This is a genomic window from Actinomadura soli (genome assembly GCF_005889715.1).
Taxonomy (GTDB): Bacteria; Actinomycetota; Actinomycetes; order Streptosporangiales; family Streptosporangiaceae; genus Spirillospora; species Spirillospora soli.
On sequence record NZ_VCKW01000220.1, the window covers coordinates 1 to 14,096 of the forward strand.

Below are 14,096 nucleotides of genomic sequence, written 5' to 3' on the forward strand. Positions count from 1 at the left end.
GAGCGAACTCCGCCCCGGCATCCCGCCCGGCGTGGACGCGGCGGTGGTCCGCGCGCTGGAGCCCGACCGAGAACAGCGCTGGACGTCGGCCACGGAGTTCGGCAACGCGCTCGGCGAGGCCACCAGCGAGATCGACACCGACCCGCTCCCCGAGCCCTCGCGCGCCAGACCGGCACGCCGACGCCCCCGGTTCCGGCGGCGGACCATGGTGATCGCCGGAGCCGGAGCGGTCACCGCGGCCATCGCGGCCGCCGGTGCGTTCTGGGCCCTCGCCGGGGGCGGGGACGACGGCTCCGCATCGGCCGGGAGGGACGGCCGGTGGCTGCGCGCCGAGTCCGACGTCCCCGACCAGTACCGCGACCTGATCGTCAAGGCGGGCACATGGTGCGAGATGCCCGGCCTGAGCCCGGCGCTGATCGCGGCGATGCTCAAGACGGAGAGCGGCTTCAACCCGAACCTGTCCGACCCGGCCAAGGACGAGTACGGCATCGCGCGGTGGACGCCGAGCGTCCTCGTGGCCTGGCAGCCGGGCGGCCTCAACAACCCCGAGCCGAGGCCCGAGCAGATCACCCCGGAGATGTCGATCCCGGCGATGGGCCGCTTCCTCTGCTACTGGGGCAAGGACCTGAAGAACGTCCCAGGCGACCCGGCCCTGAACCTGGCCGCCACGTACCGCAGTTCGTCCAAGACGGTCGTCAAGGAGGGCGGCGTCCCCGCCAGATTCAAGCCGTACACCGAAAAGGTGCACCGCTACCTCCAGGACTACCGCCCCCGCTGACACCTACCGCGTCTCAATCCACATCGAGGATGACACGGTCGTCGTCAAGATCACCGCAATGTCGCACCGCGCCGATGCGTGTCGGCGGCGCTGAGCTTAGGCGCCGTAGACGGATTCGGGGGTGGGGGCTTTTGCCAGGAGGGCGGTGACCGCCTCGCCTATCTCGGACGGGTTCCAGCGGGCGCCCTTGTCGGTGGACGGGCCGTGGCGGAAGGCGTCCATGACGCAGATCTTTCCGGCCTCGGCCTCGAAGATCCGGCCGGTGACGTCGGCGCCTTCATCGGTGGCGATGTCGTCGGTGTGGGCTACGGCCTGGCCGCCGAGGGATCGGATTTGCTGGACGACGTCGTGCGCTGGTCCGGAGGAGGCGTTGCCCGTGCCGTCGCGGGCTACGCCCAGGTCGTTCACGATGACGCGGGCGCCCTGGCGGGCGAACTCCAGGGCGTGGGCTCGGCCTAGGCCGCGTCCGGCTCCGGTGATGGCGACGACCCGGTCCCTGCAGATCATCGCTCCTCCTTGTTGACGGTGGCGGCGTCCAGGAACGCGGGGCGCTCTCCCCCGCCGTGCAGCAAGATCGTTGAGCCGGTGACGTAGGACGCCAGGTCGGACGCCAGGAACACGCAGGCCGCGCCGACCTCGTAGGGGTCGGCGAGGCGGCCCAGCGGGACGGTGTCCGCGACGGCCTGGAGGCCCGCCTCGTCCCCGTAGTGGAGGTGCGCCAGTTCGGTGCGGACCATGCCGAGCGTCAGGGCGTTGACCCGGATGTCCGGGGCCCATTCGACGGCGAGCGACTGGGTGAGGTTGTGCAGGCCGGCCTTGGCGGCGCCGTAGGCGGCGGTGCCGGGCGAGGGGCGGACGCCGCTCACGCTGGAGATGTTGATGACCGAGCCGCCGCCGTGTTCGAGCATGCGCGGGCGCAGGGTCCGCGCCATGATCAGCGCGGCGGTCAGGTTCAGCTCGATGATCTTGATGTGGGTGCGGACGGGGCCGTCGGCGATCGGCAGGAACGGGGCACCGCCCGCGTTGTTGACCAGGACGTCGACGCGGTCGAGGCCGTCGGCGAACGCCTGTGCGGCGTCCGGGTCGCGGGCGTCCAGGGACACGAACCTCGCGGTCCGGCCGTCCGCCCCGGGCAGCGTCTCCGGCTCGCGGCGGGCGACCGCGACGACGTCGGCGCCCGCGTCCAGGAGGGCGCGGCTGATGCCCGCGCCGACCCCGCGGACGCCCCCGGTGACCACGGCGGTCTTGCCGGCCAGGTCGAGCGTCAATGACATTCCGCCTCCTCTGAGAGCCTCTGCTACCTTCTGTTCTAACAAATGTTTGGTGGAAAGGTAGCGCATGGGAGTCTCCACCACGACCCTGGACGGGGTCGCCGAGATCGTCGTGGACGCGCCGCCGGTCAACGCGCTCACCGTCGCGGGCTGGTACGAGCTGGCCGACGCGGTCCTCGCGGCGGGCCGCGATCCGGGGGTCGGCGCGGTCGTCCTGCGCGCCGAGGGACGGGGCTTCAACGCGGGCGTCGACATCAAGGAGATCCAGAGCGGCGAGGGACACGGTGCGCTCGTCGGCGCCAACCGTGGCTGCTACGCGGCGTTCGCCGCCGTCTATGACTGCGAGGTTCCGGTGGTCGCGGCCGTCCATGGGTTCTGCCTTGGGGGCGGCGTCGGGCTCGCGGGCAACGCCGACATCGTTGTCGCCTCGCACGATGCCTACTTCGGGCTGCCTGAGGTCGATCGGGGTGCGCTCGGCGCCGCCACCCATCTGGCGCGGCTCGTCCCGCAGCATCTGATGCGCGCGATGGTCTACACGTGCCGGAACGTCACGGCAGATGAGCTGCACCACTACGGGTCGGTGCTGGAGGTCGTCCCGGCGGGCGGGCTGCGCGCCAAGGCCATGGAGGTGGCCGCGGACATCGCCGCCAAGGACCGGTATGTGATCCGGCGCGCCAAGGAGTCGCTGAACGGGATCGACCCGGTCGACGTCAAGCGCAGTTACCGCTATGAGCAGGGGTTCACGTTCGAGCTCAACCTCGTCGGCGCCGGGGACGAGCACCGTGCCGCCTTCGTCGCCAAGGGGGCCGAGTGAACAAGGTGATGTCCGCCGAGGAGGTCGCCGGGTCGCTGGAGAGCGGAATGACGGTCGGGATCGGCGGCTGGGGGTCGCGGCGCAAGCCGATGGCGCTCGTCCGGGCGATCCTCCGCTCCCCCGTCACGGACCTGACCGTCGTGACCTACGGAGGGCCGGACGTCGGATTGCTGTGCGCGGCCGGAAAGGTTCAACGGCTCGTCACCGCGTTCGTCACCATGGACTCGATCCCGCTGGAGCCGCATTTCCGCCGGGCGCGGGAATCCGGGGCGATCGAGCTGACCGAGTATGACGAGGGCATGTTCATGTTCGGGCTGTACGCGGCGGCGCACCGGCTGCCGTTCCTGCCCACACCGGTCGGGCTCGGCTCGGACGTGATGAGGGTCAATCCGGAGCTGAAGACGGTCAGGTCACCCTACGAGGATGGGCGGGAACTGGTCGCCGTGCCCGCGCTGACGATGGACGTGGCGCTCGTGCACATGAATCGTGCCGACGCGCGCGGCAACGCCCAATACCTCGGCCCTGATCCCTACATGGACGATCTCTTCGCCAAGGCGGCCGACCGTACCTACGTGTCGTGCGAGCGGGTCGTCGACACCGGTGAATTCGCCAAGGAAGGGCCCGTGCAGTCGCTGCTGATCAGCCGGTCGCAGGTCGCGGGTGTTGTCGAGACGCCGAACGGCGCGCACTTCACCGACTGCGCGCCCGACTTCGGACGGGACGAGGCGTTCCAGAAGCACTACGCCCGGTCGGCCGCCGATCCGGAGAAGTGGGCGGTGTTCCGGGAGCGGTTCCTGTCCGGTGATGAGGCCGCCTATCAGGACGCCGTCCGCGTCTGGCGGGAGGAGGCCTGATGGGCGACGTGACCAGGGCGGAGGTCTGTGCGGCGGCGTGCGCCGATCTGTTCCGGGACGACGGGGAGATCGTCGCGGCGGCCGTGGCCGGGGTCGTGCCGATGCTCGGGTCACGGCTGGCGCGGGCCACGTTCGCGCCGGAGCTGCTGACCACCGATGGGGGGCCGTCGCTGAGCGCCGAGCCCGTCCCGTTGGGGGCGTCGGCGGCGGTGGCCGAGGGGTGGCTGCCGTTCCGGGACCATCTGTGGCTCGTCCTGAACGGGCGGCGGCATGTGGTGATGGGGCCGAGCCAGATCGACGCGCACGGGAACACCAACATCTCGTGCGTCGGGGATTGGGAGCGTCCGTCGCGGCAGCTTCTCGGGGTGCGCGGCGGGCCGGGCAACACGCTGCTGAACCCGACCAGCTACTGGGTGCCGAAGCACTCGACGCGGGTGTTCACCGCGAAGGTCGACATGGTGAGCGGCGTCGGCTGGGACCGGGGCGCGCACGAGATCCGCGCCGTGGTGAGCAATCTCGCCGTGCTCGACTTCGCCACCCCCGGCAAGCGGATGCGGCTCCGGTCGGTGCATCCCGGTGTGCGGGTCGACGATGTGGTGGCGGCCACCGGGTTCGAGCTGGTCGTCCCGGCGAACGTGCCGGAGACACGCCTGCCGGACGGCGAGGAGCTGCGGATCATGCGCGAGCTCCTCGATCCGAAGGGGCTCCGGGAGCGGGAGGTCCCGTCCTGATGGAGCAGGTGCTCGACACTCCGCTGACGCGGCTCACGGGCGTGCGGCATCCGGTCGTCCAGACGGGCATGGGCTGGGTGGCGGGGCCGCGGCTCGTGACCGCCGTCGTGAACGCCGGAGGTCTCGGCATCCTGGCGTCGGCGACGATGACCCTCGATCAGCTCGCCGATGCCGTCCACGAGGTGAAGGCGCGCACGGACGCGCCGTTCGGCGTCAACCTCCGGGCCGACGCCGGCGACGCGGGCGACCGCGTCGACCTGCTCGTCAGGGAGGGCGTCGCGGTCGCCTCGTTCGCGCTCGCGCCCAGGAAGGAGCTGATCGCCAGGCTGAAGGACGCGGGCGTCGTCGTGATCCCGTCCGTCGGGGCACGGCGGCATGCGGAGAAGGTCGCGGGATGGGGCGCCGACGCCGTGCTCGTGCAGGGCGGCGAGGGCGGCGGGCACACCGGCGCCGTCGCGACGACGCTGCTGCTCCCCCAGGTCGTGGACGCGGTCGACATCCCCGTGATCGCGGCGGGCGGCTTCTTCGACGGACGCGGACTCGCCGCCGCGCTGGCCTACGGCGCGGCGGGCGTCGCGATGGGGACCCGGTTCCTGCTGACGTCCGACAGCTCCGTCCCGGATGCGGTCAAGCAGGTCTACCTGACGTCCGGCGAGACCGTGGTGACCCGGCAGGTGGACGGCATGCCGCACCGGGTGCTGCGCAGCGGGCTGGTCGACGCGCTGGAAGGCTCCGGACGGGTCGGCGGCCTGGTCCGGGCGCTGCGCAACGGGGCGCGGTTCAAGAAGCTGTCCGGCATGTCGTGGCGGGAGATGATCGCTGACGGGAAGGCGATGAGGCACGGCAGGGACCTGTCGTGGTCGCAGGTCCTGATGGCCGCGAACACGCCGATGCTGCTGAGGGCGGCCATGGTGGACGGTCGTCCTGACCTGGGGGTGATGGCGTCCGGGCAGGTCGTCGGCGTCATCGACGACCTGCCCTCCTGCGGTGACCTGATCGACGGGATCGTCCGGCAGGCGGCGGAGGCCATCGCCGCTCAGCGGGCCCTGCTCGTTCCCTAGCCCGCGTCGAGACCGCGCGGCACGGCCTGGCCGGTCACCGCGCCGACGCGGTCCAGAGCGTCAGTAGCGGCCGCCGACCGCAGCGGGGACGGCGTCCAGTTCGGCCAGGTCGGCGGGGGTGAGATCCAGGTCTGCGGCCGCCGCGTTGTCGCGCAGGTAGCGGGCCTTCTTGGTGCCGGGGATCGGCAGGACGTGGTCGCCCTGCGCGAGCGTCCAGGCGATGGCTACCTGCGCCGGGGTCACGCCGTGGCGCTCGGCGACCGCCCTGACGACGTCCACGATGCGCAGGTTGGCCCTCAGCGCCTCCTCCTGGAAGCGCGGGTTGCCGCCGCGGAAGTCGGTGGCCTCGAAGTCGGCGCTGGTCACCGTCCCGGTGAGGAAGCCGCGGCCGAGCGGCGAGTACGGCACGAACGCGGCGCCGTTGGCGGCGCACCAGGAGACCACGTCGCCCGGCCCGCCGGCACCGGCCGGGGCGTCGCCGGGGACGGTGCCCGCGATGCCGCCGGGCGCGCCCATCGCGTCGCGGGTCCACAGCGACAGCTCCGACTGGACGGCCGCGACCGGGTGGATCGCGTGCGCCTCCGCGGCCTGCGCCACGCTGACCTCCGACAGGCCCAGCCTGCGGACCTTCCCGGCGGCGACCAGCCCGGCCATCGCGCCCCAGGTGTCGGCGAGCGGCACGGCCGGGTCGACCCGGTGCAGGTAGTACAGGTCGATCACATCAGTGCCCAGGCGGCGAAGGCTGTCCTCGGCGGACGCCTTGACGTGCTCGGGCGTGGCCCGTCTGGCGATCTTCATCGTCGCCACGTCCGTGACGACGAGGCCGGTCTTGGTGGCGAGGACCGCCTCGTCGCGGCGTCCCGCGAGCGCGCGGCCGACGAGCGTCTCGTTGTGGCCGTCGCCGTAGGGCTGGGCTGTGTCAAGGAAGGTGACGCCAAGGTCGAGCGCCTCGCGGATCAATGCGACCGAGGCGTTGTCGTCCCGCTCGGACTCGGCGTACGCCCAGCTCATCCCCATGCAGCCGAGGCCGACCGCACCGACCGGGGTCCCGGCGAAATTGCGATTCCTCATGACTTTGCCCCTTCTGGTTCTCAGGCCGCCATGGTCAGGCGGGAGGGTTCGGCGACGGCGGCGACCAGGCCGCCGTCCACGATCAGGTCCTGGCCGTTGACGTAGGCCGCGTCCGCCGAGGCGAGGAACGCGACCGCCCCCGCCACCTCCTCCGGCGTGCCGATCCGCCCGGACGCCACCTGCGCGCGGATCGCGTCCGCTTCGTCCTCGGGGACGGCGCCACGGTACATCGGCGTGTCGATATACCCCGGGCTGACCGAATTGACCCGGACGCCCCGCGGCCCCAGTTCCGCCGCGAGCGTGCGGGTCAGGCTCTGCACCGCCGCCTTCGTCGCCGAGTACACCGAGCCGATCGGGAGGCCGCGGTGCAGCGTCCACGACGCGTTGATCACTATCGCGGCGTCCGCGCTCAGGAGCGGGAGCGCCTTCTGCACGGTGAAGAAGACGCCCTTGAAGTTGACGTCCACGGCGTCGTCGAAATCGGCCTCGGTCATCTCCGCGACCGGGCCGAACACGGCGATGCCCGCGTTGGCGAACACGACGTCGAGGCGGCCGTGCCGTTCCCGGACGGTCTCCATGAGGGCGTCCAGGTCCGGCAGGCTCGCGGCGTCGGCGCGCACGGCGAGGACGCGGTCGCCGGCGTCCGGGTCCTTGGCCGCGGCGTCGAGGCGGGCCTGGTCGCGTCCGGTGATGACGACGGACGCGCCCTCGTCCAGCATCCGCCGCGCGGCGGCCAGGCCCATCCCGCTCGTCCCTCCGGTGATCAATGCGATCTTGTCTGCGAAGCGTGCGTTGTCCGTCATGCCGATGATCGTGCCGGGGTCGGAGGAAGGGCGGCAGTGCCCGTTTATCGTGGGTGTGGGACCACCAGGCTGGGGGTCAGCCCGCGGCGGCCAGGCCGCGGCGGGCCGTGAGGCGTTCGAGGCGCTCCAGCGTCCCCGTCCCCGGCCGCGGGTTGTACAGGACGAGGTCGTGGCCGGGACGGTCGGCGAGCGGCAGCACCGTCGACTCGAAGACCAGCTCTCCGGCGTCCGGATGCCGGATCGCCTTCACCGCCTGCGTCGCGGCGCTGACCTCGTGCCGGTGCCACAGTTCCGCGAACTCGGCGCTGACCGCCATCAGGTCGCCCGCGATCCGGGCGAACTCGGGGTCGCCGGGGTAGCGGGCGGCGTCGGCGCGGAACCGCCCCACGACGTCGGGAGCCGCGGCCGCCCAGTGCATGTGCAGGTCCCGGTACCGGACGCTGGTGAAGAACGTGACCAGGCAGTTGTGGTCGGTGTCGCCGTAGCCGAACACCTCGCGGGCGGTGTCGTTGAACGCGATGAGGTTCCAGTGCCGTTCGCGGACGTAGGCGGGGCGGGGCGACCAGGCGTCCAGGAGCCGCCGCAGCTCCGGGGTGAGCGGCTCGACGGGGCCCGCCCCGGCCGGGGGCGGGTTCAGCCCGGCGAGCAGGTACAGGTGCTCGCGTTCGGCGTCGTCCAGGTGCAGGGCGCGGGCGATCGCGTCCAGGACGTCCCCGGACACCCGGATGTCGCGGCCCTGCTCCAGCCACGTGTACCAGGACACCCCGACGCCGGCGAGCACGGCGACCTCCTCGCGGCGCAGGCCCGGCGTCCGGCGCCTGCCGCCGTCGGGCATCCCGACGTCGGCGGGCGTGAGCCGGGCGCGGCGCGTCCGCAGGAAGTGACGGAGCTCGTCGCGGCGATGGGCCGAGGCGGGTGTGGGGTTGGACATATCGTCACGATATCCGCCGCCCGCGGCGGTCAGCCGTCCTCCAGCAGGCGGCGGCCGATGATCAGCTTCTGGATGTCGGCGGTGCCCTCGCCGATCAGCAGCATCGGCGCCTCCCGGTAGAGCCGCTCGATCTCGTACTCCCTGGAGTAGGCGTAGCCGCCGTGGATGCGGAACGCGTCCTCCACGACCTCCTTGCAGTACTCGCTGGCCAGGAGCTTGGCCATGCCCGATTCCAGGTCGTTGCGCTCGCCGGAGTCCTTGCGCCGCGCGGCCATCACCATCATCTGGTGCGCGGCCTCGACCTTGGTGGCCATCTCCGCGAGGCGGAACAGGACGGCCTGGTGCTCGGCGATCGGCTTGCCGAACGTCTCGCGCCGCCGCGCGTAGGCGAGGGCCAGCTCGTAGGCGCGCCTGGCGACGCCGCAGCCGCGCGCCGCGACGTTGACGCGGCCGACCTCGACGCCGTCCATCATCTGATAGAAGCCGCGTCCGGGCGTCCCGCCGAGGATCTGACCGGACGGGATCCGGTACTCGTCGAAGATCAGCTCGGTGGTGTCGACGCCCCGGTACCCCATCTTGTCGATCTTGCCGGGGACGGTCAGGCCGGGCGCGACCTCGCCGAACCCGGGCGTCTTGTCGACGAGGAACGTCGTCATGCCGCGGTGCCCTGCGCCGGGGTCGGTCTTGACGAGGGTGGCGACGAGGTTGGCGGACGCGCCGTTCGTCAGCCACATCTTCTGGCCGTCGATGACGTGGTGGCCGGCGCCGTCCGGGACGGCGCGCGTCGTGATCGCCGAGACGTCCGAGCCGCAGCCGGGCTCCGACATCGAGAACGCGCCCCTGATCTCCCCGGTCGCCATCCTCGGCAGGTAGTGCGCCCGCTGCTCGGCGGTGCCGTGCTGGGCGATCATCCAGGCGACGATGAAGTGGGTGTTGACGATGCCGGACACGCTCATCCAGCCCCGCGCCAGTTCCTCGACCGCGAGCGCGTACGTCAGTAGCGACTCCCCGAGCCCGCCGTGCTCCTCGGCGATCGTCAGCCCGAAGAGCCCGAGGTCCTTCATGCCGTCCACGATGGCCTGCGGGTACTCGTCGGCGTGCTCCAGCGCGGTCGCGACGGGGAGGATCTCCTTGTCGACGAACGCGCGCACGGTCGCGATGATCTCCCGCTGCTCGTCCGACAGCCCGTGAGTCTGCTGCAATCTCATCGTCAGCGGCCCTCGAAGCGGGGCGGGCGGCGTTCGGCGAACGCGGCGCGGCCCTCGGCGAAGTCGGCGGTGCCGAACAGCGCGGCCTGCTCCTCGCCCTCGGACTCCAGCAGCCGTCCCAGGTCGTCGCCCGTCCGCGCGAGCAGGCGCTTGGCGGCGGCGACCGAGAGCGGGGCGAGGGCGGCGGCCTCGGCGGCGAGGTCCAGCGCGGCGTCCAGGGCCTTGCCGGACGGGACGAGCGAGTCGGCGAGGCCGATCTCGTAGGCGCGGGACGCGGGGACCGTCCGGCCGAAGACGAGCATCTCCTTGGCGCGGCCCATCCCGACGCGCTGGGGCAGCGACCAGAGCAGGCCGCCGTCCGGGACGAGGCCGACCTTCCCGAACCCGGCGACGAACCGGGCGTCCTCCGCGGCGACCACGTGGTCGCAGACGGCGGCGAAGGAGACACCGAGCCCGGCGGCGGCGCCCTCCACGGCCGCGATCACGGGCTTCGCACAGGTCGCGATGATCTGGACGGCCTCGTGCAGCGGCGCGAGCCGGGCCCTGACCTCGTCCGGCCGGGCTCCCTCCATCGACCGGACGTCGCCGCCCGCCGAGAACGTTCCACCCGCGCCGGTGAGCACGATCGCCCGGACGCCGGGGTCGCCCGCCGCGCGGCGCAGCTCCTCCATGAGCCGCCGCCGCGTCGGGACGTCGATCGCGTTGCGCGCCTCGGGACGGTTGAGCATGACCACGCGCGCCGCGCCGTGGTCGGTCACCGTGACCACGTCGCGGCCGGACGCCTCGGACGCCTCCGCGTCACCACCCATCGACCCCTCCTCAGTTTTCTATACAATATCGGGCCGCCCGGTGGGGTCGTCGCCGGTGCGGATCCAGTCGAAGGTGCGCTCCACGGCGCGTTTCCAGTTGTCGTACTCGGCGGCGCGCCGTCCGGGCTCCATCGCCGGGACCCACCGGGCCGCGCGGTGCCAGTTGCGCCGCAGCCCTTCGAGCCCCGCCCAGTAGCCGACCGCCAGCCCGGCGGCGTAGGCGGCGCCGAGCGACACCGTCTCCACCACCATGGGGCGTTCCACCGGCACGTTCAGCATGTCCGCGACCATCTGCATGACCAGGTTGTCGGACGTCATGCCGCCGTCGGCCTTCAGCTCCTTCAGGCCGAGCCCGGAGTCGGCGTTCATCGCGTCCACGACCTCGCGGGTCTGCCAGGCGGTCGCCTCCAGCACGGCCCGCGCCAGATGTCCCCGCGTGATGTAGGACGTGAGGCCGACGATGATCCCGCGTGCCTCGCTGCGCCAGTGCGGCGCGAACAGGCCGGAGAACGCCGGGACGATGTAGCAGCCGCCGTTGTCGTCGACCGAGCGGGCGAGGGTCTCGATCTCCGGGGCGGTGGTGATCAGCCCGAGGCCGTCCCGGAACCACTGGACGAGCGCGCCGGTGATCGCGATCGAGCCCTCCAGCGCGTACACGGCGGGCTCGTCGCCGATCTTGTAGCCGACGGTGGTGAGCAGCCCGTTGTCCGACGTGATCGGCGTGGTGCCGGTGTTCATCAGCAGGAACGCGCCCGTGCCGTAGGTGCACTTGGTCTCGCCCGGGGAGAAGCACGTCTGCCCGAACAGCGCGGCCTGCTGGTCGCCGAGCGCCGCGCCGATCAGCACGCCGGGGAACACGCGGCGGGCCGTCCCGTAGGTCTCGGTGGACGACCTGATCTCCGGCAGCATCGCCCGCGGCACGCCGAAGAAGTCGAGGAGCCCGTCGTCCCAGGTCAGCGTGTGCAGGTCCATCATCAGGGTGCGTCCGGCGTTGGTCACGTCGGTGACGTGGACGCCGCCGTCGACGCCGCCGCTGAGGTTCCAGATCAGCCAGCTCTCCATGGTGCCGAACAGCACCTCGCCGCGTTCGGCGCGCTCCCGCAGGCCGGGCGTGTGGTCGAGCAGCCAGCGCACGCGCGGCGCCGAGAAGTAGGTGGCGAGCGGCAGCCCGCTGCGCTCGGCGACCATGGCGGCGCCGGGGGCGCGGGCCATCTCGTCGACGAGCGCGCCGGTCCGCATGTCCTGCCAGACGATGGCGCGGCCGATCGGGACGCCGGTCAGCCGGTCCCACAGGACGGTCGTCTCACGCTGGTTCGCGATCCCGACGGCCGCGATCTGGTCCGTGGTGACGCCGGCCTGGGCGAGCGCCTCGGGGGCGATGCGTTCGAGGTTGCGCCAGATCTCCATCGGGTCGTGCTCGACCCAGCCGGGCTTCGGGAAGTGCTGCCGGTGCTCGCGCTGCCCGACCGACACCAGGCGTCCGGCGTGGTCGAACAGGATGCAGCGCGTCGAGGTGGTGCCCTGGTCGACCGACATCACGAACCGCTCGGTCACGACCGGCCCCCCGCACGCGCGGCCGGGCGGCCGGCGGGCGCGGTGTCACCAGCGCGAGCCGCCGAGGTCCCGGGACACCGCGCGGGCCGCGTCCCGCACGAACGCGACGAGCCTCGGCTCGGGGACGCGGCGCGCGTCGCAGACCCGCTCGACGGCGCCGGAGATGCCGATGGCCCCGACGACCAGCCCGCCGTGCCCGCGGATCGGCGCGGCGACCCCGGCCTCGCCGATGGACAGCTCCTCGATCTCGGCCGCCCACCCGTTCTCCCGCACGCGCGTGGCGGCCCGTGCGAGCTCGCGCGGATCGGTGATGGTCCGCCGGCAGTACGACTCCAGGACGGTGTCGCGGATGGACGCGGCGGCGTTCGCGTCGTGGGCGAGCAGCGCCTTGCCGAGCGCGGTGGCGTGCATCGGCAGCAGTGAGCCGACGTCCATGGCCTGGAGCGTGTCGTCCGGACGGAACACGTGATGGACGACCAGGACCTTGCCGTCCAGGAGCGTCCCGATGCGGACGGCCTCGCCGCTGCGGGAGGCGAGGGCGTCGGCCCAGTTGATGGCGCGGGACCGCAGCTCGTTGACGTCCAGGTAGCTGGTGCCGAGATGCAGCAGCGCGGCGCCGAGCTGGTACTTGCCGCTGCCGCCGTCCTGCTCGACGAACCCGACGCGCTCCAGCGTGCGCAGGATGCCGTGCGCGGTGCCCCGGGCGAGGCCCAGGGACGCGGCGATCTCGCCGACGCCGAGCCGGCCCGAGCTCGCGGCGAGCAGGCGCAGGATCGCGGCGGCGCGCTCGATCGATTGCACAGGTCCGGGCACGAATCCGATGCTAGTTCGGCCGACCGGGTGCCGACAATGTCGGCACCCGTCGTCATGACCGTCGCACACGGCCCGAACTGCCCGGATTCTGTGATCAGGTGCACGTACTGGAGGGTAACCGCCACCGGGCTTCGGGGAAAGTGTTCGACATTGTCGGCAGGCTCCCGTTGTCGGCCGTTCCGTCCCGCCTTAGCGTCCTGCCCAACCCTCGCGGGCCCGCGTCCAGCCCAGCGTCACGAGGAGTGCCCATGGCGGAACGACCCAGAATCCCCGCGCTCGCCGGCGAGCTCGCAGCCGAGTTCGCCGGCACCATGATCCTCATCCTGTTCGGCGTCGGCGTCGTCGCGCAGGCGGTGGCCGGCAGCGGCCTCGGCGATCCGCAGAGCCTCGGCGGCCACGACAGCATCGCCTGGGCCTGGGGGCTCGGCGTGACGCTCGGCGTGTACGTCGCCGCGCGGATCAGCGGCGCGCACCTGAACCCGGCCGTGACCATCGCGCTCGCCACGTTCAAGGAGTTCGCCTGGCGCAAGACGGTCCCCTACATCGCCGCGCAGACCGCGGGGGCGTTCGTCGCGGCGATGATCGTCCGGTGGAACTACAGCGAGATCCTCAACAGGTTCGACCCCGGCCTGACGATGAAGTCGCAGGGCGTCTTCTCGACCCTGCCGGGCAACGGCGGCCTTCCGGTCGGCACCTGGGGCGCGTTCCGCGACCAGGTGATCGGCACCGCCATCCTGCTCTTCCTGATCAAGGTTCTCACCGACGCGCGCAACAGGCCGCCGCTGGCGAACCTGGCCCCGTTCCTGATCGGCCTCGTGGTGGTGGCGATCGGGATGGCTTTCGGCTCGGCCGCCGGCTACGCGATCAACCCGGCCCGCGACTTCGGCCCCCGGCTCGCCTCCTTCCTCACCGGCTACGGCGACGCGTGGCGGGACCAGCACGGCGACCTGTACTTCTGGGTGCCGATCGTCGGGCCCCTCATCGGCGGCGTGCTCGGCGCCGGGCTCTACAAGCTCCTCATCGGACGGTTCCTGCCGCCCGTGGACGCGATTTCCCCGGACCTGCCGACCAAGCCCGAGCCCGAGTACGAGAAGGCGTGAGCCCGTCCCGTCCCCGTTCCTTCGCCTGAGTTCGCCTGAGGAGGACCCGCGCATGGCCGACTTCGTCGGAGCGCTCGACCAGGGCACCACCAGCACCCGCTTCATGATCTTCGACCACGGCGGCAACGAGGTCGCCCGCCACCAGCTCGAACACCAGCAGATCCTGCCCCGGGCGGGATGGGTGGAGCACAACCCGACCGAGATCTGGGAACGCACCCGCGCCGTCATCCAGACCACCCTGAACAAGGCCCACCTGACCCACGCCGACCTGGCCGCGTTGGGGATCACCAACCAGCGT

General features: G+C 72.2%; 14 protein-coding genes and 2 pseudogenes. 7 read left to right on the top strand and 9 right to left on the bottom strand.

Features of this window, described 5'->3' with window-relative positions; genetic code table 11:
- A pseudogene (locus ETD83_RS42925) lies at positions 1–778 on the top strand (hypothetical protein); the annotation flags it as partial.
- Between the two features lie 270 nt (positions 779–1,048).
- Here the strand turns inward: ETD83_RS42925 and ETD83_RS46320 are convergent.
- Together ETD83_RS46320 and ETD83_RS31525 are read right to left on the bottom strand one after the other, a co-directional pair.
- Positions 1,049–1,285 (bottom strand): annotated as a pseudogene (locus ETD83_RS46320) (SDR family NAD(P)-dependent oxidoreductase); the annotation flags it as partial.
- Positions 1,282–2,052, bottom strand: coding sequence for an SDR family oxidoreductase (locus tag ETD83_RS31525; RefSeq protein ID WP_138648854.1), 771 nt, complete (start codon positions 2,050–2,052; stop codon positions 1,282–1,284). The gene ETD83_RS31525 and the pseudogene ETD83_RS46320, both read right to left, overlap by 4 nt.
- A gap of 64 nt (positions 2,053–2,116) precedes the next feature.
- Here ETD83_RS31525 and ETD83_RS31530 point away from each other — a divergent pair, with 64 nt between their 5' ends.
- The 4 genes from ETD83_RS31530 to ETD83_RS31545 are packed head-to-tail and all read left to right on the top strand — an operon-like array spanning position 2,117 to position 5,509.
- Entirely contained in the window at positions 2,117–2,863 is a 747-nt protein-coding gene (locus ETD83_RS31530; protein ID WP_138648855.1) for an enoyl-CoA hydratase family protein, read from the top strand.
- Between the two features lie 8 nt (positions 2,864–2,871).
- Positions 2,872–3,717 carry a CoA transferase subunit A gene (locus ETD83_RS31535; protein ID WP_171064539.1) on the top strand — a complete coding sequence of 282 codons (846 nt, stop codon included), beginning with the start codon at positions 2,872–2,874 and terminating at the stop codon, positions 3,715–3,717.
- Complete coding sequence (locus tag ETD83_RS31540) at positions 3,717–4,448, top strand: CoA-transferase subunit beta (RefSeq protein WP_138648857.1); 732 nt, start codon at positions 3,717–3,719, stop codon at positions 4,446–4,448. The genes ETD83_RS31535 and ETD83_RS31540 overlap by 1 nt, the downstream gene beginning before the upstream one ends.
- The gene (locus ETD83_RS31545) at positions 4,448–5,509 is read left to right on the top strand and encodes an NAD(P)H-dependent flavin oxidoreductase (RefSeq protein WP_138648858.1); all 1,062 of its coding nucleotides are present in this window, start codon (positions 4,448–4,450) and stop codon (positions 5,507–5,509) included. The genes ETD83_RS31540 and ETD83_RS31545 overlap by 1 nt, the downstream gene beginning before the upstream one ends.
- Positions 5,510–5,569: 60 nt before the next feature.
- Here the strand turns inward: ETD83_RS31545 and ETD83_RS31550 are convergent, their stop codons facing one another.
- From ETD83_RS31550 to ETD83_RS31580, 7 genes are all read right to left on the bottom strand, one after another.
- Positions 5,570–6,580 carry an aldo/keto reductase gene (locus ETD83_RS31550; protein WP_138648859.1) on the bottom strand — a complete coding sequence of 337 codons (1,011 nt, stop codon included), beginning with the start codon at positions 6,578–6,580 and terminating at the stop codon, positions 5,570–5,572.
- Positions 6,581–6,600: 20 nt separating this feature from the next.
- Entirely contained in the window at positions 6,601–7,383 is a 783-nt protein-coding gene (locus ETD83_RS31555; protein ID WP_138648860.1) for a glucose 1-dehydrogenase, read from the bottom strand.
- Between the two features lie 76 nt (positions 7,384–7,459).
- Positions 7,460–8,314, bottom strand: a complete 855-nt coding sequence (locus ETD83_RS31560; protein WP_138648861.1) for a helix-turn-helix transcriptional regulator — start codon at positions 8,312–8,314, stop codon at positions 7,460–7,462.
- A 29-nt stretch (positions 8,315–8,343) separates the two neighbouring features.
- A complete protein-coding gene (locus tag ETD83_RS31565; RefSeq protein WP_138648862.1) occupies positions 8,344–9,522 on the bottom strand; it encodes an acyl-CoA dehydrogenase family protein in 1,179 nt (392 codons plus the stop codon).
- Between the two features lie 2 nt (positions 9,523–9,524).
- The gene (locus ETD83_RS31570) at positions 9,525–10,331 is read right to left on the bottom strand and encodes an enoyl-CoA hydratase/isomerase family protein (protein ID WP_138648863.1); all 807 of its coding nucleotides are present in this window, start codon (positions 10,329–10,331) and stop codon (positions 9,525–9,527) included.
- Between the two features lie 18 nt (positions 10,332–10,349).
- Positions 10,350–11,885: a glycerol kinase GlpK gene (gene glpK, locus ETD83_RS31575; protein ID WP_138648864.1), complete on the bottom strand. Its 1,536-nt coding sequence runs from the start codon at positions 11,883–11,885 to the stop codon at positions 10,350–10,352.
- 45 nt (positions 11,886–11,930) lie between these two features.
- On the bottom strand, positions 11,931–12,698 hold the full coding sequence (locus ETD83_RS31580) for an IclR family transcriptional regulator (RefSeq protein ID WP_138648865.1): 768 nt from the start codon (positions 12,696–12,698) through the stop codon (positions 11,931–11,933).
- A gap of 248 nt (positions 12,699–12,946) precedes the next feature.
- Between ETD83_RS31580 and ETD83_RS31585 the strand changes: the two genes are divergently transcribed.
- Together ETD83_RS31585 and ETD83_RS31590 are read left to right on the top strand one after the other, a co-directional pair.
- A complete protein-coding gene (locus tag ETD83_RS31585) occupies positions 12,947–13,798 on the top strand; it encodes an MIP/aquaporin family protein (RefSeq protein WP_138648866.1) in 852 nt (283 codons plus the stop codon).
- A gap of 52 nt (positions 13,799–13,850) precedes the next feature.
- Positions 13,851–14,096: FGGY family carbohydrate kinase (locus ETD83_RS31590; RefSeq protein WP_268920516.1), on the top strand; the 246-nt coding region annotated here is incomplete at its 3' end.

What these genes read in the sequence shown, in the direction of transcription:
- ETD83_RS31570 (WP_138648863.1), bottom strand. Translation starts at nt 10,331, where the DNA reads ATGGGTGGTGACGCGGAGGCGTCCGAGGCGTCCGGCCGCGACGTGGTC.
- ETD83_RS31535 (WP_171064539.1), top strand. Translation starts at nt 2,872, where the DNA reads ATGTCCGCCGAGGAGGTCGCCGGGTCGCTGGAGAGCGGAATGACGGTC.
- ETD83_RS31555 (WP_138648860.1), bottom strand. Translation starts at nt 7,383, where the DNA reads ATGACGGACAACGCACGCTTCGCAGACAAGATCGCATTGATCACCGGA.
- ETD83_RS31550 (WP_138648859.1), bottom strand. Translation starts at nt 6,580, where the DNA reads ATGAGGAATCGCAATTTCGCCGGGACCCCGGTCGGTGCGGTCGGCCTC.
- ETD83_RS31565 (WP_138648862.1), bottom strand. Translation starts at nt 9,522, where the DNA reads ATGAGATTGCAGCAGACTCACGGGCTGTCGGACGAGCAGCGGGAGATC.
- ETD83_RS31545 (WP_138648858.1), top strand. Translation starts at nt 4,448, where the DNA reads ATGGAGCAGGTGCTCGACACTCCGCTGACGCGGCTCACGGGCGTGCGG.
- ETD83_RS31530 (WP_138648855.1), top strand. Translation starts at nt 2,117, where the DNA reads ATGGGAGTCTCCACCACGACCCTGGACGGGGTCGCCGAGATCGTCGTG.
- ETD83_RS31525 (WP_138648854.1), bottom strand. Translation starts at nt 2,052, where the DNA reads ATGTCATTGACGCTCGACCTGGCCGGCAAGACCGCCGTGGTCACCGGG.
- ETD83_RS31560 (WP_138648861.1), bottom strand. Translation starts at nt 8,314, where the DNA reads ATGTCCAACCCCACACCCGCCTCGGCCCATCGCCGCGACGAGCTCCGT.
- ETD83_RS31585 (WP_138648866.1), top strand. Translation starts at nt 12,947, where the DNA reads ATGGCGGAACGACCCAGAATCCCCGCGCTCGCCGGCGAGCTCGCAGCC.
- ETD83_RS31540 (WP_138648857.1), top strand. Translation starts at nt 3,717, where the DNA reads ATGGGCGACGTGACCAGGGCGGAGGTCTGTGCGGCGGCGTGCGCCGAT.